Annotated in this window: 22 protein-coding genes and 1 other RNA gene; 11 read left to right on the forward strand and 12 right to left on the reverse strand. The window is 62.9% G+C overall.

Annotated features, from left to right (window positions below; genetic code table 11):
* Positions 1–111 precede the first annotated feature (111 nt).
* Positions 112–1,044, reverse strand: coding sequence for a LysR family transcriptional regulator (locus tag QN219_RS15535; protein ID WP_309486595.1), 933 nt, complete (start codon positions 1,042–1,044; stop codon positions 112–114).
* Between the two features lie 86 nt (positions 1,045–1,130).
* Between QN219_RS15535 and QN219_RS15540 the strand changes: the two genes are divergently transcribed.
* On the forward strand, positions 1,131–1,997 hold the full coding sequence (locus tag QN219_RS15540) for an NmrA family NAD(P)-binding protein (RefSeq protein ID WP_284000630.1): 867 nt from the start codon (positions 1,131–1,133) through the stop codon (positions 1,995–1,997).
* Between the two features lie 274 nt (positions 1,998–2,271).
* On the opposite strand, the gene QN219_RS15545 is transcribed toward QN219_RS15540, so the two are convergent.
* The 4 genes from QN219_RS15545 to QN219_RS15560 form a co-directional block, all read right to left on the reverse strand.
* On the reverse strand, positions 2,272–4,560 hold the full coding sequence (locus QN219_RS15545) for a xanthine dehydrogenase family protein molybdopterin-binding subunit (protein WP_284000631.1): 2,289 nt from the start codon (positions 4,558–4,560) through the stop codon (positions 2,272–2,274).
* Positions 4,561–4,569: 9 nt separating this feature from the next.
* Positions 4,570–5,556: a xanthine dehydrogenase family protein subunit M gene (locus QN219_RS15550; RefSeq protein ID WP_284000632.1), complete on the reverse strand. Its 987-nt coding sequence runs from the start codon at positions 5,554–5,556 to the stop codon at positions 4,570–4,572.
* 4 nt (positions 5,557–5,560) lie between these two features.
* The gene (locus QN219_RS15555; protein ID WP_284000633.1) at positions 5,561–6,217 is read right to left on the reverse strand and encodes a 2Fe-2S iron-sulfur cluster-binding protein; all 657 of its coding nucleotides are present in this window, start codon (positions 6,215–6,217) and stop codon (positions 5,561–5,563) included.
* A gap of 138 nt (positions 6,218–6,355) precedes the next feature.
* A complete protein-coding gene (locus tag QN219_RS15560; protein ID WP_284000880.1) occupies positions 6,356–7,075 on the reverse strand; it encodes an AraC family transcriptional regulator in 720 nt (239 codons plus the stop codon).
* 688 nt (positions 7,076–7,763) lie between these two features.
* Here QN219_RS15560 and QN219_RS15565 point away from each other — a divergent pair.
* A complete protein-coding gene (locus QN219_RS15565) occupies positions 7,764–7,964 on the forward strand; it encodes a DUF2905 domain-containing protein (protein ID WP_284000635.1) in 201 nt (66 codons plus the stop codon).
* Between the two features lie 69 nt (positions 7,965–8,033).
* Here QN219_RS15565 and QN219_RS15570 read toward each other — a convergent pair whose 3' ends face one another.
* The 4 genes from QN219_RS15570 to QN219_RS15585 form a co-directional block, all read right to left on the reverse strand.
* Positions 8,034–8,972: a GlxA family transcriptional regulator gene (locus QN219_RS15570; protein ID WP_284000636.1), complete on the reverse strand. Its 939-nt coding sequence runs from the start codon at positions 8,970–8,972 to the stop codon at positions 8,034–8,036.
* A 173-nt stretch (positions 8,973–9,145) separates the two neighbouring features.
* Positions 9,146–9,478, reverse strand: a complete 333-nt coding sequence (locus QN219_RS15575; RefSeq protein ID WP_284000637.1) for a metalloregulator ArsR/SmtB family transcription factor — start codon at positions 9,476–9,478, stop codon at positions 9,146–9,148.
* Positions 9,465–9,908 (reverse strand): SRPBCC family protein, encoded by a 444-nt coding sequence (locus QN219_RS15580; protein ID WP_284000639.1) that lies wholly within the window; start codon positions 9,906–9,908, stop codon positions 9,465–9,467. Before QN219_RS15580 ends, QN219_RS15575 begins: the two co-directional genes overlap by 14 nt.
* 102 nt (positions 9,909–10,010) lie before the next feature.
* On the reverse strand, positions 10,011–10,286 hold the full coding sequence (locus QN219_RS15585) for a BON domain-containing protein (RefSeq protein ID WP_284000640.1): 276 nt from the start codon (positions 10,284–10,286) through the stop codon (positions 10,011–10,013).
* 196 nt (positions 10,287–10,482) lie between these two features.
* On the opposite strand from QN219_RS15585, the gene QN219_RS15590 reads away from it, so the two are divergent.
* On the forward strand, positions 10,483–11,427 hold the full coding sequence (locus tag QN219_RS15590; protein ID WP_284000641.1) for an AEC family transporter: 945 nt from the start codon (positions 10,483–10,485) through the stop codon (positions 11,425–11,427).
* A gap of 113 nt (positions 11,428–11,540) precedes the next feature.
* On the opposite strand, the gene QN219_RS15595 is transcribed toward QN219_RS15590, so the two are convergent.
* Complete coding sequence (locus tag QN219_RS15595) at positions 11,541–12,188, reverse strand: cytochrome c family protein (RefSeq protein WP_269279487.1); 648 nt, start codon at positions 12,186–12,188, stop codon at positions 11,541–11,543.
* A 156-nt stretch (positions 12,189–12,344) separates the two neighbouring features.
* On the opposite strand from QN219_RS15595, the gene QN219_RS15600 reads away from it, so the two are divergent.
* The 3 genes from QN219_RS15600 (at position 12,345) to QN219_RS15610 (ending at position 14,345) form a co-directional block, all read left to right on the forward strand.
* Positions 12,345–13,097, forward strand: a complete 753-nt coding sequence (locus QN219_RS15600; protein WP_284000642.1) for a 3-deoxy-manno-octulosonate cytidylyltransferase — start codon at positions 12,345–12,347, stop codon at positions 13,095–13,097.
* Positions 13,098–13,112: 15 nt separating this feature from the next.
* Complete coding sequence (locus QN219_RS15605) at positions 13,113–13,967, forward strand: prephenate dehydratase (protein ID WP_284000643.1); 855 nt, start codon at positions 13,113–13,115, stop codon at positions 13,965–13,967.
* Between the two features lie 240 nt (positions 13,968–14,207).
* Positions 14,208–14,345: a DUF1127 domain-containing protein gene (locus QN219_RS15610; RefSeq protein ID WP_173511287.1), complete on the forward strand. Its 138-nt coding sequence runs from the start codon at positions 14,208–14,210 to the stop codon at positions 14,343–14,345.
* A 308-nt stretch (positions 14,346–14,653) separates the two neighbouring features.
* On the opposite strand, the gene nudC is transcribed toward QN219_RS15610, so the two are convergent.
* Positions 14,654–15,634, reverse strand: coding sequence for an NAD(+) diphosphatase (gene nudC / locus QN219_RS15615; protein WP_284000645.1), 981 nt, complete (start codon positions 15,632–15,634; stop codon positions 14,654–14,656).
* A 2-nt stretch (positions 15,635–15,636) separates the two neighbouring features.
* On the reverse strand, positions 15,637–16,098 hold the full coding sequence (locus QN219_RS15620; RefSeq protein WP_284000646.1) for an HIT family protein: 462 nt from the start codon (positions 16,096–16,098) through the stop codon (positions 15,637–15,639).
* Between the two features lie 163 nt (positions 16,099–16,261).
* Between QN219_RS15620 and ffs the strand changes: the two genes are divergently transcribed.
* The 5 genes from ffs (at position 16,262) to recR (ending at position 20,178) form a co-directional block, all read left to right on the forward strand.
* Positions 16,262–16,359: signal recognition particle sRNA small type (gene ffs / locus QN219_RS15625), an RNA gene on the forward strand.
* 55 nt (positions 16,360–16,414) lie between these two features.
* Positions 16,415–18,280 carry a DNA polymerase III subunit gamma/tau gene (locus tag QN219_RS15630; protein WP_284000648.1) on the forward strand — a complete coding sequence of 622 codons (1,866 nt, stop codon included), beginning with the start codon at positions 16,415–16,417 and terminating at the stop codon, positions 18,278–18,280.
* Positions 18,281–18,390: 110 nt separating this feature from the next.
* Positions 18,391–18,714 carry a YbaB/EbfC family nucleoid-associated protein gene (locus QN219_RS15635; RefSeq protein WP_284000649.1) on the forward strand — a complete coding sequence of 108 codons (324 nt, stop codon included), beginning with the start codon at positions 18,391–18,393 and terminating at the stop codon, positions 18,712–18,714.
* A gap of 196 nt (positions 18,715–18,910) precedes the next feature.
* Positions 18,911–19,522 carry a LysE family translocator gene (locus QN219_RS15640; RefSeq protein WP_269279467.1) on the forward strand — a complete coding sequence of 204 codons (612 nt, stop codon included), beginning with the start codon at positions 18,911–18,913 and terminating at the stop codon, positions 19,520–19,522.
* 50 nt (positions 19,523–19,572) lie between these two features.
* The gene (gene recR / locus QN219_RS15645; protein WP_284000650.1) at positions 19,573–20,178 is read left to right on the forward strand and encodes a recombination mediator RecR; all 606 of its coding nucleotides are present in this window, start codon (positions 19,573–19,575) and stop codon (positions 20,176–20,178) included.
* The last annotated feature ends 1 nt before the right edge of the window (position 20,179 follow it).

A 20,179-nucleotide genomic window follows, 5' to 3' on the forward strand; every position in this document is an offset into this window, starting at 1 on the left:
AACGGGGAAAAGTCCCGGAGTGAGATCCGCCAAGTGCCGATGGCGATATCTGGCGGGTGGACGGGGAGAGTCGGGTTTGACGAGTTGTGCGACATGGCCCGCTTTGCGGCCTCAGCGTCCAACGTCAATCGCCGATGACATATCCATCGCCGCCGTGACAATGGCGCGTCTCAACCATATGTGCCGGGGCGCGTCTTGCTGGCGGGCGTGCCAGGCGAGGCTCATTGTGAAGCTCCCAAGATCGAGGGGCGGCGGCAACGATACGAAGCGCCTCATGTTGGCGGCCGCTCGCGCCAGGCCCGACGGCAGGGTCATGATGAGGTCGGAGCGAGCGGCGATCTCGACCGCCGCGAAGAAGTTCGGCACGCGCAGCTTCACTCGTCGCGTTCGCCCCATCCGCGCGAGCACCTCATCGACAGGTGCAGGCCCGACGCCGGTGACGCTCACCACGATATGCTCAAGCGCCAGGAAACGGTCGAGCGTGAGTTTTCCGGCGAGCGCAGGGTGATGCGCCCGCATGAGGGTCACGAGCTCTTCGTCATAGAGGCGGCGTCGATGAATGCCGGCCGGCGCTTCGTCGATCAGCGCCACCATCGCATCCGCGACACCGTGCTCCAGTGCTTCGATCCCGTTCATGCCCGGCGCGACAATATCGAGATCGAGGGAGGGTGCCTCGCGGGCGAAGCGGGCGAGCAAATGCGGCGCGAGCACGGCGGCCTGGAGATCGGGCATAAGAAGCCGGATCCGGCCCGTAGCCGTCGCGGGATCGAACGAGTTCGCTTCCAACAATTCCCCGACACCTGCCAGTATCCTGCGCAGCATGGGGCGCACCTCTTCGGCACGCGAGCTGAGGACGTAGCCCCCGGGCCCATCGACCAGCAGCGCGTCCGAAAACACCGCGCGCAATCGCCCGAGCGCTCGGCTCGCGGCCGGTTGGCTCATGCCGAGCCGGTGGGCCGCCCGTGTGACGTTCTTCTCATCCAGCAGTGCCTCAAGCGCCACCAGCAGGTTGAGGTCGATCCGACGTAAATCCACTTCGCGCATGCGGACTATATACAGCATGCATTGGACGCATGGAAATCCCGCGCCTATTAGTTCCTCTATCGAGCGAGCGAGACGGAGTGGCAATCATGTACGTTGTACTTGGAGCAAACGGACGGGCCGGCGGCGAGGTAGCGCGCGCTCTTATCGAACGCGGCGAGGCCGTGCGTGTCGTTCTGCGTCGCAGGGAACAGGGTGAAAAATGGACAGCCCTTGGCGCTGAGGTGGCCGTCGCGAGCATCGAGGATACCGACGCGATGGCTGATGCGCTGAAGGGCGCGTCGGGAGCGTTCCTGCTCAATCCGCCGCCCGTGAGCGGTGATCCCTATGCCCGCACGGAAGAACTCGGCCCGGCGCTGGCTGATGCAGCACGGCGGGCGCGTCTGCCCAAGGCCGTTGTCCTGTCGTCCATCGGAGCGCAGCATGCCTCCGGCACCGGCGTCATCGCCACCCTCAACCGGTTCGAGGCACTGCTTGACGCGGTGGCACCGGCGACCGCCTTCCTGCGGTCGGGCTATTTTGTCGAGACCTGGGGCGAGGTGGCGGAAACTGTCATGTCGGAAAGCGTGCTGCCGACCTTTCTCGAACCCTCTCAGAAAATTCCGATGGTGAGCACGATCGATGTCGGGCGTGCGGCGGCAACCGTGCTGTGCGAGGAGTGGACCGGGAAGCGGGTCGTTGAGCTAGCCGGGCCGGAAAACTGGAGCGCCGGCGATGTAGCGTCGGCCTTCGCCGACGTTCTCGGCCGCCCGGTAGTGGCGGTGCCGGTCCCGCCGGAGCGCCGCGCCGCGCTGCTTGCCGAAGAAGGCGTGCCCATCGAGGTGGCGAGCGCGCTTCTCGGCATGTATGAGGGAATCGCCAACGGCCTGTTTATTCGCCAGGTCGACAGCGAACACCGGCGCGGCACGATTTCTCTGATGACGGCGATAGCGCGCCTTGGTCGGATCCCGGATTAAGTCGAGTCTGGGCATCCCTGAAATCGTCGGCAGGTTGTTACCGCGGAGACCCGGGAGAAGGACAATAATCCCGGGCAAAGTGTCTACTTCTTGGCACAGAGTGGACCTCGGCCTCTCGTTCCTGTTCCGGTTACGTGCTTCTAGGTCGATCCTGTAGGCGCGCTTGATCAAGCAACAGCGTGCAACGCATTTCCGGCTTGAATCGCGTGATCTCCAGGACTTGGAGCGGCTCACGGTTTCTGATGACGTCAACCGCTCTGTCCCGTTGGCAGAGTCAGATGGCCGTCGCGGGTAAGCCCGGGAGCACCTTGTCCAGGGTGATCGGAAACTCGCGTACGCGCACACCGCTCGCGTTGTAGATGGCGTTGGCCATCGCCGCCCCGGCGCCGCAGACGCCGAGTTCACCGAGCCCCTTGGCTCCGAGCGGATTGGCCTTGTCGTCGTATTCCTCGAGAAAGACGACCTCCATCTCCGGTACATCGCCGTGGACGGGGACATGATATTCGGCGAGGTCGTGGTTGACGAAATGGCCGTAGCGGGGATCGAGAACGGTTTCCTCCATCAGCGCAGCACCAATGCCCCAGGTCATTCCGCCGAGGATCTGCGAGCGTGCGGTCTTGGGGTTGAGGATGCGCCCCGCACCGATCACCGACAGCATGCGGCGCATGCGGATCTCGCCCGTGTCGCTGTCGACCGCGACTTCCGCGAAGTGCGCCCCATAGGAGTGCTGGGAGTAGGTCCTGTAACTTTCGGTGTCGCGCGCGGCGGCGACCGAGCCGGTGACCTCCATGCCGTGGGGAGCAATTCTGCCGATGAGATCGGCCAGGCTTACGGAACGGTCGCCGACCCGGATCTCCCCGCCGACGAAGATCGGTGCGACGTCGTTCGCACCTCGAAGCGGGGAGCGGTCGCTAGATCGGGCCGCTTCCATGATTCTCTCCTTAAGGGCGTTGCAGGCATGGTGCAGTGCCGAACCCGCGCTCGCCGCTCCCCAGGAACCGCCGGAGCCGGCCGTGCGCGGGAAGCGGCTGTCGCCGAGCTCGACCTTGATTGCGGCGATCGGAACCCCGAGGCTTTCCGCCGCGATCTGGGTGAGGATGGTGTAGGTGCCGGTTCCGATATCGGTCATGTCGAGGCGAGCCGTGACGCGGCCGGTTGCATCGATCGCCACCTTGGCCGTCCCCGCGCCGATATAGTTCGGCCGGATGGCGGCCGCCATGCCGTAGCCGATAAGCTTGCGGCCTTCGCGGATGCGTCCCGGGCTCGGGTTGCGGCGTTCCCAGCCGAAGCGGCGCGCGCCTTCCTGCATGCAGGCGACGAGGTTGCGTGTTGAAAACGGCACGCCCTGTTCCGGGTCCACAGTCGGCTCGTTGCGGATCCTGAGTTCGATCGGATCGAGACCGAGCTTTTCAGCGAGCTCATCCATCGCCGATTCAAAGGCGAGCATGCCTGGCGCCTCGCCCGGCGAACGCATCCATTCGCCGCGATTAAGGTCGACGGGGACGAGGCGGTGGCGGGTCAACCGGTTCGGCGCGGCGTAAAGCGAGCGGCCGAAGACCGCGGTCTGCTCGCAGAACTCCTCGAAGCCGGACGTCGCGGACCAGACATCATGACAGATCGACGTCAGCCGCCCATCGCGGTCCGCGCCGAGCCGCACCTGTTGGACCATCTCCGCCCGATGACCGGCATTGGCAAACATCTGCTGCCGCGTCAGCGCGACCTTGACCGGGCGGCGCAGGACCCTTGCGGCGAGCGCGGCGAGCACGCTGTCGGCATGGACGATCAACTTGGAGCCGAAACCACCGCCGATGAATGGGCTGACGATGCGAACACGCTCTCGCGGAATGCCGAGCGTGCTGGCGAGGCCGGCCTGGAAATTGGCAAGCGTCTGTGCGGACGTATAGACAGTCACCTCGTCGCCCGACCAGAGCGCGAGCGTCGCATGCGGCTCCATGGGGTTGTGGTGCTCGTAGGGGGTCCGGTAGGTCGCATCGACCGTGACGGGAGCGGCGGCGAAGGCGCCGTCGAAGTCCCCGACGGCGCTGTCCGTCTCGAAGCCGGCGTTGGTGCGCCGGGGCGCGTAGGCTTCGGCGAGACGCGCCGGCAGATCGAAGGCCCCGCGCTCCTCTTCATAGCGCACCCGAATGAGCCCCGCGGCGGCGCGCGCCGCTTCGAACGTTTCCGCCACGACGAGCGCGACCGGCTCGTCGTAGAAACGAACGCGGTTGCTATTGAGCATGGGCCTCGCGCGGGTAAAGACCTCCGGCACGGTGGGCGTGACCGCGGGGCCGAATGCCGGTTGGGCCGGTGCGTTCCGATAGGTCATCACATGAAGGACGCCGGGCGCCTGCTCGGCATTCGCGCTGTCGATCTCGGCGATACGACCCTTGGCGATGGCGGCGCCGAGGATGTAGCCGTACGCGGCCCCATTCACGGCGTGCTCATAGGCGTAGGTCGCGCGGCCGGTGACTTTCAGCGGTCCGTCGACGCGCGCGATCGGCTGACCGACAGGGCCAGTGCCGGTCTCGGAGGAACGGTATTCGGGGATTGTTGTCTCGGTCATCATCGCACCTCATGCACCTTCGACAGCCGCGGCGAGCGTCTGCCGTAGCGTGCGCTTTGCCAGCGGGATCTTGAAATCATTGCCACCACGGCCGACGGCTCCGGCGAGCGCGCTCTCGGCGGCCTCGGTAAAGGCGGAGTCGGCGGCCGCTGCCCCGGCAAGCACGTACTCCGCTTCCAACGGGCGCCAGGGCTTCGGTGCAACGCCGCCGATCGCGATGCGGGCACTCCGTATGCGGTCGCCGCTCTTTTCGATAACGGTCGCGACCGAGACGAGCGCAAAGGCGTAGGAAGCGCGGTCGCGCACCTTGCGGTAAAGCTGACGGCCGGGCGGCGCGGGCGGCAGGATCACGGCGGTGATCATTTCGCCGTGGCCGAGGGCCGTCTCGACATGCGGCGTCGCTCCCGGCAACCGGTGGAGGTCGCCGATGGGCATCGTGCGGATTGTGCCGTCGGGCAAGGTGGTCTCGACCTCGGCGTTGAGTGCGGCCATGGCCACCGCCATGTCCGAGGGGTGCACGGCGATGCAAGCCTCACTGGCGCCGAGCACGGCATGTATCCGGTTGAAGCCCTCGAGGGCCGCGCAGCCTGTTCCCGGCTCTCGCTTGTTGCAGGGCATGTTGCGGTCGTAGAAATAGAAACAGCGTGTGCGCTGCAGGAGATTGCCTGCGGTCGAGGCCTTGTTGCGGATCTGGCCGGATGCGCCCGCGAGAAGCGCTTGCGAGAGCACGGGATAGCGTGATCGCACCCGTGGGTCGGCGGCGAGATCGCTGTTGCGGACCTGTGCCCCGACCCGCAGGCCGCCCTCCGGCGTCTCCTCGATGCTGTCGAGCGGCAGCCGACTGATGTCGAGGAGATGTGTCGGCCGCTCGATCTCCAGTTTCATCAAGTCGAGAAGATTGGTGCCGCCGCTGATGAACCTCGCTTCACGATTGGCCGCCACTGCGGCGGCCGCCTCCTTCACGTTGTTAGCGCGCTGGTAGGTAAAGGGTTGCATGGGCTCAGACCTCTTCGGCTGCGTCGCGGATCGCGGCGACGATGTTGGGATAGGCAGCACAGCGGCAGATGTTGCCGCTCATGCGCTCGCGGATCTCTGCTTCGGTAAGCGCCCCCGGCCCGGATGCCACGTCGGCACTTGCATGGCTCGGCCAGCCGGCCCTGACTTCCTCGAGCATTCCGACGGCGGAACAGATCTGTCCTGGCGTGCAATAGCCGCATTGAAATCCATCCTGGGCGACAAAGGCTGCCTGGACTGGGTGCAGTCGGTCGCCGTCAGCGAGCCCCTCGACGGTCGTTATCTCGTCGCCTTCATGCTGGGCTGCGAGCGAGAGGCAGGAATTGATCCGTCGGCCGTTCACGAGAACTGTGCAGGCGCCGCACTGGCCGTGGTCGCAGCCTTTCTTCGAACCGGTGAGGCCGAGGTGGTTTCGCAAGGCGTCAAGCAGGGTCGTGCGCGGGTCAAGCTCCAGTGCATGTTCGGTTGCGTTGATCCTGAACGTCATCGGTATTCGCGATATCGGTGCATTGGCAGGCCCGGCCGTCATGACCACGCCAGCGTTCTGAGCACCGACGGGTAAGCCGGATGCCAGGAACAGGCAGGTCGCTGCCCCGCCTTCCAGAACCGCCCGGCGCGTGATCCTGTAGTCCGTTTCAGCCATGAATGATCTCCCGGTCACAAGGGCTCGGGCCGCCCGCAAGGGTCTCTACCCTCCGGCGAGCCGGGCGAATTGCTTTCTTTGACCTGTTGGACTTGGGAGTATGCGGGACCGTTTTCTTTCAGGAAACCGGGGGCGCTGTCAGGATTCCGGAGAAAAGTGCAGCCGGTAGACTCGCGGGGTGATGCCCTTGAGGCGGCGGAACGTCGTGGTGAAGTGGCTCTGGCTGGAGAAGCCGAGGCGGAACGCAATGGCGCCTATTGCGATGTTGGTATCGCGCAGGAGCAGTTCCGCCCTCCTTACGCGTTCTTCGAGTACATAGGCATAGGGCGGACGGCCGGTCGTCTCCTTGAAACGACGCGCGAACGTGTCGACCGGCATGCCGGCAATGGCTGCCACGTCGCTGAGCGAGATATCGGAGGCGATGTGGGTGTCGATGTAGTCGCGGACACGCTCTAGCATCCGGCGGCCGAGCCGGCCGCGGTTCGAGGTCGGAAACCGATTTCCGCTCAAGCCAGCCATGCGCAAACCGGCGAGGGATACCAGATGCTCGACATAGACGGTGTCCGGCCGGTGGCCGAATAACATCTCGGTGCAAAGCGAGCGCAAAAGCGTGCCGATGACCGCGTCGCTTTCGTTTACCAGAATCGGAATGTCGCGCAGGCGTTCCAAACCCGGAAGCGCAAGCGCGGGATCGATCCACAGAGCAGAATAGGAGAGGTCCACGTCGCGGTAAAAGCCGACGCGTTCTGCGCCGGCGGGAACAAAAGTGAGGACTCCGGGTCGGTCCCGCCCGTCATAAAGTGTCTTGCCCTCGGTCCGGATCGATGTTCGGGACGTGCTTCCCGCATCTGTCAACACGATCAAATGATGAGGTGCCGTCCAACGTAGTTCTGCCTCCTGGCATGCCCAGCGCCGGCTGTCGAATATGACTGACGAATCAATCCAGGACGCAGTTTGCAGCGGTGCTGATTGTTCTTCCCGGGTCCGGATACGTCCGTGGCCAAGCAATGGTTTGAATGACATCGCAGGATTCCATCAGTTCACCTCGGGAGCCCGGCGGCCTGTGCCACAAAGCATGGTGTGTCGGTGAGGCTCGTCACCGACACAGGGAGAGTCATAGGAACAACAGTCCGGCCTTGATAGACCCCAGTTGTTCAAGGATTTTCAATGATTGGTGACCGCTTATTGCCGTGCGTTGTTAGAGGCGCTTCGAACGTCACGGCGTGGCGGCCGATTTGTACAACGTCACCGTCCCCTTCCGCATGGCGTGTGGGCGTGAGAGTGCGGACACCTGCATAGCTTCCTATCACGGTGAGGGATAACAGCCGACACACGGGAAGGGCGTTCGCGGCCGCCCGACCGTCTCAATTGGGTGGAAGTCCGGGTTGAACGAGCAATACCCGACGGCTGACTGACAGCGGAGAGATCGGCTCGGTAGGCCCGTTGCTGCCGCAATACGAGCGCGTTGCCTATCACGTTGTTATATGATGCGAAGTCAGACATCATGCCGGACGGTTGAATTCGCAAAACACAACATGCCTGCGCCATGTCCCGAATCCTGATCATCGTCGGACTTGTTATAGTCGCGGTCGGTATTCTCTGGCCGTGGCTGACGCGCATTGGCTTGGGCAGGCTGCCCGGCGACATTCTGATCCAGCGAGAGAACTTTACGATTTATATTCCCATCACAACCGGGCTGCTTTTCAGCATTGTGCTTTCGGCGATCCTTTGGCTCCTCAATCGCTAGGGGCAGCGCGACTGACTCCGAACGGGCTGATGCTCCCTCGCTCGATGGCTGGCGACGCGGTTTTCTGAGTCAGGCCATCGCCCTGGCATTGCGGCGGATGGTCTGGGGCGGTTGCCCCAGGATCCGGAGAAATGCCCGGCGCATTCGCTCCCGGTCGGCAAAGCCGGCCTCGCGAGCGATCACATCCATGGAATGACGTCCTTCTTCCATCATCACGCGTGCAGCCTCGACACGGAGATGCTCGACGGCCTTTGCCGGCGATTGGCCGGTTTCCGCACGAAATGCGCGGCTGAACTGGCGCGGGCTGAGGCGGGCGGCATCGGCGAGCTCCTCCACCGACAGCGTGTTCCGCAGGTTCCGCCGGGCATGGCTGAGCGCGCTCTGGATCCGATCCGACTTCGGATCGAGTTCGAGCAGCGTCGAAAATTGCGACTGGCCACCGGCCCTTCGATGATAGACGACCAGCTTCCGCGCCACGGCGCGCGCCACGTCCTGACCGTGATCCTTCTCGACCATAGCGAGCGCAAGGTCGATCCCCGCGGTCATTCCCGCCGAAGTCCAGACCGGCCCGTCTATCAGGTAGATACGGTCTTCCTCCACCTCTAGATCCGGGAAGCGATTTTGCAGGTCGCGGGCGAAGTACCAGTGGGTGGTGACGCGCCGTCCCTCGAGAACGCCCGCATCCGCGAGGACGAAGGCGCCGGTGCAGGGCGCCGCGATACGGCGCGCCGTTTCCATTGAATGCCGGACCAAGGCGACGAGGCCGGGCGACGACGGCTCGATCTCGGTGCCGGCGCCGAAAACGACCGTGTCGAACGTCGCATCGCCGAACGCCTCTGTGTCGACGCTAAAGCCCGCGGACGAGCGCACCGGTCCGCCTTTCTCCGAGAGCAATGTGATCGCGTAAGCGGGAGTGCCAAGATGAATGTTCGTCACCTCGAACACCGTCAGGACAGAGAGGCTCATGACCTGAAATCCGGGAAAGACCACGAAACCGAGACGATGCATCGGGATTCTCCTGCGTGTCCTAAAAGGTGGTGTATACGATCTTCAGGACTTGACCGGAAGAGCCTCTCCGAAGCGAACGGACGCACGCTCGGGTAATTACCAGCCCGGCAACGGTTTAGCCGGATGCCGCTCGAATTAAGCAGACCAAACGCGAGCAGTGGTCACCGACGCCATCATCGCTCGACCAGCGCCTTGAGCCGCGCCAGGGCCTCGTCCCATTGGGCTGAAACCCTGTCGAGATACGACCGTGCCTCGGCTACCGGCTCGGGGCGGTAGCCGAACTGGCTTTCGCGGCCGACGCGGATGCTTGCCACGAGACCGGCCCGTTCCAACACGTGCAGGTGTTTGGTCACGGCCTGCCGCGTCAGCTTCGTGTCGGCCGAAAGCGTGGCGATCGACCGCGTTTGGCCATCGCTGAGCTTCGTCAGAAGCGAAAGGCGGGTCGGGTCGCCGAGCGCGGCGAAGACCTCGACGGGGCCAGGATCGCCAAGCTCAGGCTTCGACATAAACCTTGATGTTTCCCGCCTGAATCTCCCATCCGCCTTCATTGCCGCGCAACGCTTCCATGCGGCGATCCTCCGGCAGCGTCTCGAAACCGGACTCGACGATGGTCAGGCGCGTGCCCTTCGCCGTCGGTTCGAGACGGAATTCCACCAGCGTGGTGGGTGACGTCGAGAGATCGGCGCCGGGATTCTCGGCATGCGGCCATCGGAAGGAAAACAATGTCGGCGCCTCCATTCGCTCCGTCACCGACCTCCACTTTGTGCCCTCATGGCCGGGATAGGTCATTTCGCCGGTTGTTTCCTTTCCGACGGCGAAGGGCCCGTCGAGTCTTACCCGAAACCATTCGCCGAACGCCGTGTGGTCCGTGAGCGCACGCCAAACCTTTTCGACTGGCGCGTCGATTTCGATGCTCTTTTGAATGCGATCCATCATGATGCAACCTCCAGGTTGCCAATATCTTCGCAGGTCGAAACGAAAAAGGCAACCAAAAGGTTGCCTTTTGTCCGTGTGCGCGCCATCTCGTGGCCGTTGTGCTCAGTCGGCTGCTTCGTCCGGCCGCACCGTCAGCCGGTTCTCGACGCTCGTGACGCCGATGACCGAGGCGGCGGCCTCTCCGGCGGAGGCAATGTCTGCCTCTTCGGCGACATTGCCGGAAAGCACAACCATGCCGCCAAGCGCCATGACGGAAATCCCGCTCGTGTCCACGAAGGTCGCGTAGCGAATGAAGCGCAGCACCTTATCGGCTAGATCGTCATCCGTCAGATGCGGATCGTCGTCACGATGCGAATAGAAGGACTTATCTGTCGCCATCAGCGTTTTCCCGTAGTCTTTCGGAACGCTTGCGCAGGCGGAATGTTCCGCCTGCAATATCTCTCGGAGCCGGTGCCGCGGCCTGTCCTGGAATGTGCCCTTGAGAATGTGCCCTTGAGAATGTGCCCTCACGAATGCGCCCTTGCCTCGATCGATCGAACGGGTTTATGCCTCTAGCACCCACCCAAGGCTCACCATGTCCGATATTTTCCTGAATGTTCTCCCGATCTTCGTTCTGATTCTGACCGGCTGGTTGGTCGTGAAGCTCGGTTATCTGAAACCGGCCGTCGGCGATGCGCTCGGCGACTTCGTCTTTCGTGTCGCGGTGCCGGTCCTTTTATTCCGCACGATCGCCGAGGCCGATTTCAAGGAGGGCTCGCCATGGCCGCTCTGGGTCGCCTATTTTTCCGGCGTCGCCGTGACCTGGACGGTCGGCCATCTGGCGGCGACCTTTGCCTTCGGCCGCGATGCGCGCATGGGCGTGCTCGCGGGTGTGTCGTCGGCCTTCGCCAACACCGTGTTCATAGGGCTGCCCCTGGTTTCACGCGTGGTCGGCGAGGATGGAGTCGTGGCGCTGTCGATCCTGCTCTCCGTCCATCTGCCCGTCATGATGATCGCCGGCACGGTGTTGATGGAGCGCGCGGACCGGAAAACGAGCGGCAGGCCAGGGCAAAGCCCCTTGAAGCTGCTTGCCGGCGTCGCGCGCAATCTCGCTCGCAATCCCCTGGTGATCGGTCTCGCCTTTGGCGCACTCTTTCACCTTCTGGAGCAACCGCTTGGCGGACCGGCGAAGGTCGTCGTCGACCAGCTCGCCGGCACGGCGGCGCCGGCCGCGCTCGTGTCGATCGGCATGGCGCTCGACAAATACGGTCTGGCCGGAAATACCGGGCTTGCGGCCGTCACCAGCACGCTGAAGCTGCTCGTGCTGCCGGGCGTCGTCTTTGGCGCCTGTCATCTCCTGGGACTCAACGAGAGCTGGACGGCCGCGCTCGTGCTGACCTCCTCCGTCCCGACCGGCGTAAACGCCTGGCTGATTGCTAATCATTTCAACGTCGGTCATGCGCTCGCCTCGTCGACGATCACGCTGACGACGGCGCTGGGCGTGCTTAGCGTTTCGGCCTGGGCCTATCTGCTGATGTGACCCGGAAAACAAAGAAACCCGGCCAGAGGCCGGGCTTTCAAATCAGATCTCGCGTCTGACGACTCGGAGCAATTCCGTAACGGCTTTCCGTCCGGAATTGCGTCGTTTCAGAGTTAGTTCGCCGGTGCGGGTGCCGGGGCCTGGCCTTCCTGAGCGGTCTGGCCCTCCGCGGGCTTTGCTTCGCTGGAGCCGGAATCGCCGGCTGCTGCCGGGTCCGGAAGCGGTGCAGGGCTATCGGCCTGTTCGCGCAGCCAGGCGATCAGGTTGGCGCGTTCGTCGCCTTTCTTGAGACCGGCAAAGCCCATGGCCGTGCCCGGGACATGTTTCTTCGGCGCTTCGAGGAAGAAGCTCAGGTGGTCATAGTCCCATACGACCTTGCCGCCTTCGGCGAAGGTCTGCATGCCGGCGGAATAGCTGAAGCCCTCATGCGACGCGACCGGGCGGTTGATCACGCCCCAGAGATTCGGGCCGACCTTGTTCGCTCCGCCCTTCTCAATGGTGTGACAGCTCGCGCATTTCTTGAACACGGCTTCCCCGGCAGAAGCATCCGCCTTGGCAAGCAGCGCTGCGATCGGTTCGGACTGCGCTTCTTCGCCGCCCGCACCACCAGCTTCCGTCGCGGTTTCCTCCGCGACGATGGCGAAGCCTTCCTTCTCGGGAGCTTCGGAATGGAAAATGCCTTCCGATGCAATGGATACAGACATCAGAACGAAGACCGTACCCAGCAAGGCACCCACGCCCATGTTCACATATGAATTCATCTGCAAACGCTCCCTTTGCCACCGGCGTCAACAAAAACCCGGCCCATCTTGAAATCGCGCGGAACCTATGTCTTTTGGCTCTGCGTTGCAACAGAGATTATGGCCCCTGAAGTGAGACTTTTTGACACTTTCAGCGGGGTTTTTTAAGGCTAGACGATGAATCGCGGAAATTCTGCCAAAGCTCTCGTGCTCATTCCTGCGCGGATGGCGTCCACACGCCTGCCCGGCAAACCTCTCGCCGACATTTGCGGCTTGCCGATGATCGTGCAGGTGGCCAAGCGGGCGGCCGAGGCGGACGTCGGGCGTATCGTCGTCGCCGTTGACCACCGCGACGTGTTCGAAGCGGTCAGCGATGCCGGTTTCGAGGCGATCATGACGCGGGTCGACCATCAGTCCGGCTCGGACCGTATCCATGAAGCCCTGCTGAAGGCGGACCCCGACGGGAATGCCGAGATCGTGATCAACGTCCAGGGCGACCTGCCGACGATCGAGCCCGGCCCGATCCGCGCGGCGCTCAAGCCGCTCGAAAACGCCGCGACCGACATCGCGACGCTCACGGTCGAGATCACCGACGAGCATGAAAAGACCAATCCCAATGTCGTGAAGGTTGTCGGCTCGCCGATTTCCGAGAGCCGCCTGCGCGCTCTCTATTTCACCCGCGCGACCGCACCACACGGCCCCGGACCGCTCTACCATCACATCGGCCTCTACGCCTATCGGCGCAAGGCGCTTGAAACGTTCGTGTCGCTGAAACCTTCGGTCCTCGAAAAGCGCGAGTCGCTCGAACAATTGCGGGCGCTTGAGGCAGGGATGCGCATCGACGTCGAGATCGTCAACTCGGTCCCCCTCGGTGTCGACACGCCGGAAGATCTCGAAAAGGCCCGCCGCATTCTCTCCGTCAAAGCCTGAGAAGGAATTCGAAAAGTGACCGTCAAGACCAACAGGATTTCCTTCCAGGGCGACTTCGGTGCCAATTCCGATATGGCTTGCCGTGACATGTTCCCGTCGATGGAACCGCTGCCGTGCCAGACCTTCGAGGATGCCTTCGTGGCGGTGGAGAACGGCGACGCCGATCTCGCCATGATTCCGATCGAAAACACGATCGCCGGGCGTGTCGCCGACATCCATCACCTGCTCCCGGAATCGCGCCTGCACATCGTTGGCGAATATTTCATGCCGATTCGCTTTCAATTGATGGTGCTGCCCAGCGTCTCCCGGGAAGAGATCCGTACGGTGCACAGTCATATCCATGCGCTGGGCCAGTGCCGCAAGATCGTTCGCGCCAACGGCTGGAAGCCGGTGGTGGCCGGTGACACGGCCGGTGCGGCAAAGCTGGTAGCGGAAACCGGCGACCGTTCCATGGCGGCCCTGGCTCCGCGCCTTGCCGCCGACCTTTACGGACTCGACATCATCGCCGAGAATGTCGAGGACACCGACAGCAACGTCACACGATTCGTCGTTCTTTCGCGGGAAGAGCAGCGGATCGCGCGGACCTCTGACGATGAACTGATCATCACCACCTTCGTTTTCAACGTGCGCAATATTCCTGCCGCGCTCTACAAGGCGATGGGCGGCTTTGCCACCAACGGCATCAACATGACGAAGCTCGAGAGCTACCAGCTCGGCGGCAAGTTCGTCGCCACCCAGTTTTACGCCGATATCGAAGGCCACCCTGACGACGCGCCGGTTCGCCACGCGATGGACGAGCTGCGCTTTTTCTCGGAGAAGGTGCGCATCCTCGGCACCTACCGGGCGCATCCGATGCGCGGCGTACTCTAAGCGGACGATCGCGCCGTCGGGCGATATCGGAGCGTCGAGCTGGCTCGACGCCTGTCCACTTGAATTGTCATGATCCGGACTGCGCCAGGATTTTGGCAATCGAGGGCCCGCGGACGGAAAAGATGGCGAAATTTCGTTAACTGGCTACGCGTCTGGTGCATGCCTAATCTGCAATCATGGAACTACTTAAATCTTAGGCAAATGCCTATTTGACCTTCATCAAAATATGGAGTGTCAAAGATGAAGATCCGCCAGAAGATCATGGAATATGCAAAGATGCGCCGCGCTGTCCGCGAGCTGAACGCTCTCGACGATCATGTGCTAAGCGACATCGGTATTTCCCGTTCTCAGATTCACGCTGCCGTTTACGGCCGGTAATACAAATGCCGCGCGCCAAGGCAGGCGGGCGGCGCTGTATGTTTCCTTAGATCGGAATCGATTTCAGGAGAAGAACATGCAGCAACTGAAAGTGTAACAGCGACCTTTGTGCGTCTGATAAAAGACGCACGGCGCTGCAAGTCTTCCACACCCCGCCGGCGTTCCGCGCGGGGTGTGAGTGTTTTTATACCTCAGAAGCCGCCGTGCCCTTTCGGACTTGTCATTCGTCGTAGAGACAGAGGCTGGCGATGTCCGTCCGGATCGAACGTGACGAATGTGTCAGTAGTAGTCGCATCCGCGCCCGCGATTCAGCTCCGTTCCGGCCAGGCAAGCCAGTCGCGCATCAACTGATGGGCGATGGCGCCCTTCGGCGGCGGAATGTGCTCGTCGCCCGTGTCGGCCACGCCCGTCGTGCGTTCGAGCATCGCTTCGGTCTCGGCCCGCGTGAACCACCGGACGTCTTCGAGTTCCTGCTCGTCGCGCTTGATCACGGTCGATTTCGCTTCGGCGTAGCAGCCGATCATCAGCGAATGCGGCAACGGCCAGGGCTGCGAGGCATGATAGCGCACCCGGCCGATGCGGATGCCGGACTCCTCCCGCGTTTCGCGGCGCACGGCGTTCTCGATCGTCTCGCCCGGCTCGACGAAGCCCGCGAGGCAGGAATACATACCCGGCACGAAATGCGGGCTGCGGCCAAGGAGGCAGAGATCGCGCTCGAGATCGATCGTCAGCATGATAACGACAGGATCGGTGCGTGGAAAGACCATGTGGTTGCAGGCCGTGCACACGCGCCGGTAACCGCCCGCCGCGCCGTCCATCGGCCCGCCGCAGCGGCCGCAAAAGCGGTTGTTGGCGTTCCACACGATCAGGCTCGATCCCTGTGCAAACTGGCCGAGCAATTCTTCGGGCAGCATCTGCTGCCGGTAGAGCGTGCGCGCGTCGGCACACTTGAACGGCCCGGGCAGCGTTTCCTCGGTCAGGCCTGACGGCACGGCCAGCCGCGGCTCGCCGTTCGGCAGATATCCGAGCAGGATCGCCTCGTCGAGCGCCGGCTCCAGACCTTCGAGCTCATAGGGTGCGAAGAGCGGATCGATGATCTTCTCGTCGTGCTTGACGATCAGCTTCGCGCCGGAAAAGGCGAGGAAATGCGCGCCCGGATGCTTCGACGCCACCTCCACGCAATCGTCTGGGCGGTGCTCGGATTGTCGGTCCAGGTGGTTTTCCGCAAAGGCGACGAGGGTGCTCGGCTCCGGATGCGGGCTTCGAAGGTCAAAGATCGTTTTTGTCATCTTCAGAGATTTTCCAGAATGCGTGCTGCAAATGCCTGATGCTCGTCCGCCGGCCACGGCTCGGCTTTGCCGAAGCCCCAGACCGGGCCCGGCCAGTTCGGATCGCCTTCCCGGCGGGCTATGATATGCACATGAAGCTGCCGGACGATATTGCCGAGCGCGCCGATATTGATCTTGTCGGCGCCTGTGACCTTTTTCAGCGCGGCTGCCACCATGTTGGTCTCGAAGGTCAGCATCGTCTGGTCGAGCGGCGTCAGCTCGAAAATCTCTGAAATGTCCGGGCGCTGGGGAATGAGGATCAGCCACGGCCAACGGCGGTCATTCATCAGCCTCAATTGGCAAAGGCCGATCGAGGCGATCGGTATGCCGTCGCGCTGAAGTCGCTCGTCGAGAGGAAAGGTCGTCAACAGAATATCCTCGGCTGGAGCGGGATGAGGAAAGTGTGTTCGGTTTTCCGCCCGCATCCCGCGTCAACTCTCTAGAACCAAGCACGTTTATGATTTGGGCCGTTTTCGACCCAGAATCATCATGATCTAGGGCGCGGATTCGCCCTTGTTTTGCATATCGATACCAGTTTTTTGAAGGCTTGGCTTGCATTTGCTTTCGATATTGCCGATATGAAAGCCGGGAGGTTGGTGGTGGACGAGCCACTCGCCAACCGGGTCAGGTCCGGAAGGAAGCAGCCCTAACGAGCCCCGGCACGGGTCATCGTGCCAGCCTCCCACCTTATCTTCGTGTCTCCGTCCTGTCGGGACAAGAATTCGAGCAGCGGCAGGGTCGATGAGCGACGAAACGTCTTTTTCATCCGAACAAAAGCCAGCCGCCTACCGTGTTCTGGCGCGTAAATATCGGCCCAAGGACTTCTCCGATTTAATGGTCGGGCAGGAGCCGATGGTGCGCACGCTCATCAACGCTTTTGAGACCGGCCGGATCGCGCAGGCCTATATGCTGACGGGTGTCCGCGGCGTCGGCAAAACGACGACAGCCCGCATCCTGGCGCGCGCCCTCAACTACAAGACCGCCGAGATCGACAAGCCGACGATCGATCTGCGCGTGCCGGGCGAGCACTGCCAGGCGATCATGGACGGCCGCCATGTCGACGTGATCGAGATGGACGCCGCGTCGCACACCGGCATCGACGATATCCGCGAGATCATCGAGCAGGTGCGCTACCGCCCGGTTTCCGCCCGCTACAAGGTCTATATCATCGACGAAGTTCACATGCTCTCGACGCAGGCCTTCAATGGCCTGTTGAAGACGCTCGAGGAGCCGCCGGAGCATGTGAAGTTCATCTTCGCGACCACCGAAATCCGTAAGGTTCCGATTACTGTCCTGTCGCGCTGCCAGCGCTTCGACCTGCGTCGCATCGGAGCGTCGGACCTCGTCGGTCTCTTCTCTACGATCCTAGCCAAGGAAGGCGTGCCTTTCGATCCCGAGGCGCTGGCCATGGTCGCGCGCGCGGCCGAAGGCTCGGCACGCGACGGCCTTTCCCTGCTCGACCAGGCGATCGCCCATGGCGGAGGCTCCGTCGAGCTTGAAACCGTGCGTTCCATGCTCGGACTTGCCGACCGTGCCCGCATCGTCGACCTCTTCGAGCATATCGTCAAAGGCGACGTGACGGCGGCGCTTCAAGAGTTCGCCGCGCAATACGAGGCAGGCGCCAATCCGACCGTAGTGCTGACCGACCTTGCCGACTTCACCCATCTCGTCACCCGGATGAAATATGTTCCCGACGCAGCGAACGACCAGTCGCTGAGCGAGATTGAACGCATGCGCGGCGCCGAATTCGCCGGCAACGTCGCGGTGACGGCGCTTTCGCGCATCTGGCAGATGCTTTTGAAGGGCATCCCCGAGGCGGAAAGCTCGTCACGCCCCGCCGGCGCCGCGGAAATGGTCCTGATCAGGCTCGCCCATGCCGCCCATTTGCCGTCGCCAGAAGATGCTGCACGCCGGCTGCTGGAGCTTTCGGACGGCGAGGGAGCCGGCGATCGCCCGACGCCACGCAGCAATGGCGGCGGAAGTCAGGTCCAGGCAGGCTCCTCCACACAGGCGCGTTCCGTTGAGGCAGCGCCCGTTCACCGATCGTCGGGCAATGGCGCCACCATGCTGCGTGCCGTGCCGGATGCAGCGCCTCAGCCGATGAGTGTCGGCCGCATCGAGGAGCGGCCCGCGCCGGTGAGCACCGCAAAGCCGCAGCCGAAGGTTCCGGTCAACTCCATCAGCGACATCGCCGATCTCTGCGGGAAGAACAGGGACATCAAGCTGAAGACGCTGGTGCGCGGTTTCCTGAGGCTCGTCCATATCGAGCCCGGCCGCCTCGACGTCAACGTGCCGGACGACGCGCCGAAAACGCTGCTCGGCGAGCTCGCCGTCAAGCTCAAGGAATGGACCGGCATTCATTGGGTCGTCAGCTACAGCCGCGAGACGGGCGAGCCGACATTGATCGAGGCGGAGCAGCGCGCGCAGGAGCAGCGGGTCAACGACGCCCGCCAGGACCCGGATGTCGCGGCAATTCTCGCGCGCTTTCCGGGCGCCAGAGTCACCGACGTGCGGATCCGTGTGGCCGAACAGGAAATCGAGAGTGTCGCTCCGGCAGCAGCCGAATCGGAAGACGGCGATATCGTCCCGAGCGACGACATCGAATAATCCACTACAGCGCCGTGCCTCTTTTCAGACGCACAAAGGTCGCTGTAGCACTTGGATTCAAGGACACGCAGTAGCTTCTTGGAAGAGAATACGAAGGACAGGAGACGACGATGCGCGACATCATGGGCATGATGGGCAAGGTCAAGGAAATGCAGGCCAAGATGGAGAAGCTGCAGGCGGAGATCGCCGCGCTCGAAATCGACGGGACATCCGGCGGCGGCCTCGTTGCTGTCCGCCTTGATGGTAAGGGCCACATGAAAAGCCTGAAGATCGATCCCTCCCTCTTCAAGGAAGACGATGTCGAGATCCTCGAGGACCTGATCGTCGCCGCGCACAAGGATGCCAAGGACAAGGCCGAGGCCGTACAGGCGGAAAAGACCCGCGAATTGACCGCAGGCCTGCCGATTCCACCCGGCATGAAGCTGCCCTTCTGATTAGCGGCCCTTCTAAGTATACGGCTATGGCACTCCACCGAGCGGATAGTGGCACAAGCAAAAAGCATGTTACCTTGCCGGCCCACAGCGCCGCCGGCCGCAATCAGACGCGCAAGGAACGCTGTAACACTTTGAATTGCTGCGTGTGTCCTTGAATCGGCTGCGATTTGGGGAATGCGGGAGGGAGGAACAGGCCATGAGCCTTGCGTCACTGCTTGTCTTTGCGGGAGCGTTGCTGATTGCAGCCGGATCACCGGGACCGAGCATCGCGGCGCTTGTCGCCCGTGTGCTTTCGAAGGGCGCGCGCGACGTGCTTCCCTTCCTCGCCGCCATGTGGATTGGCGAGGCGATCTGGCTTTCCTTCGCCGTTGCCGGTCTTGCGGCGATCGCCGAGACCTTCCACTGGATGTTCGTCGCGATCAAATGGGCGGGTGTGGCCTATCTTTTGTTCCTCGCCTGGAAGATGTGGTCGGCTGAGCCGGAACTGCCGGGCGACAACCTGCCGGAAACCCGGTCGGCGTCGAAGCTCTTCTTTGCCGGCCTCACCGTCACGCTTGGCAATCCCAAGATCATGATGTTCTACGTGGCGCTGCTGCCGTCGATCATCGATCTCGGTTCGGTCACTTTCCTCGGCTGGACGGAGCTGGTGGCGACCATGTTCGTCGTGCTCGTCGCGATCGATCTCGGCTGGGTGGTGATGGCCGCCAAGGCGCGCCAGTTCCTGAGGAGCCGCCGTGCGGTCCGGATCGCCAACCGCGCCAGCGCCGGCACGATGGCCGGCGCTGCGGTCGCGATCGCTGTGCGCTGATCGGCGTCAAAGCGATTCCGTTTGCTGATGAATTGAGCTAAAAGCCCGGCATGGCAAAGCGAGTCACCGGCCCCGAAATCGAAAAACTCATCCAGCTTCTGGCGAAAGTGCCGGGCCTCGGCCCCCGTTCCGCCCGCCGGGCGGCGCTGCACCTCGTCAAGAAGAAGGAGCAACTGCTCGGACCGCTCGCCGAAGCGATGGGCGAGGCGCATCGCAAGGTCCGCATCTGCTCCTGCTGCGGCAATGTCGACACGATCGATCCCTGCACGGTCTGCGCCGACGAGCGGCGCGACCAGTCGGTTATCATCGTCGTCGAGGATGTCGCCGACCTCTGGGCGCTGGAGCGCGCAGGAGCGATGAATACCGCCTATCACGTGCTCGGCGGCACGCTGTCGCCGCTCGACGGGATCGGACCGGACGATCTCAACATCAAGGGCTTGGTCGATCGTGTTGCGAAGGGCGGCGTGCGCGAGCTGATCATCGCGGTCAATGCGACGGTCGAGGGGCAGACGACGGCGCATTACATCACCGATCAGCTCGAAGGCATGGATGTCAAAATCACGCGTCTCGCCCATGGCGTTCCTGTCGGTGGCGAGCTTGATTATCTCGATGAAGGCACTTTGGCGGCCGCCTTGCGGGCACGCACGACAATCTGAC

Source organism: Sinorhizobium sp. 8-89, from assembly GCF_030124325.1.
Classification (GTDB): domain Bacteria; phylum Pseudomonadota; class Alphaproteobacteria; order Rhizobiales; family Rhizobiaceae; genus Sinorhizobium.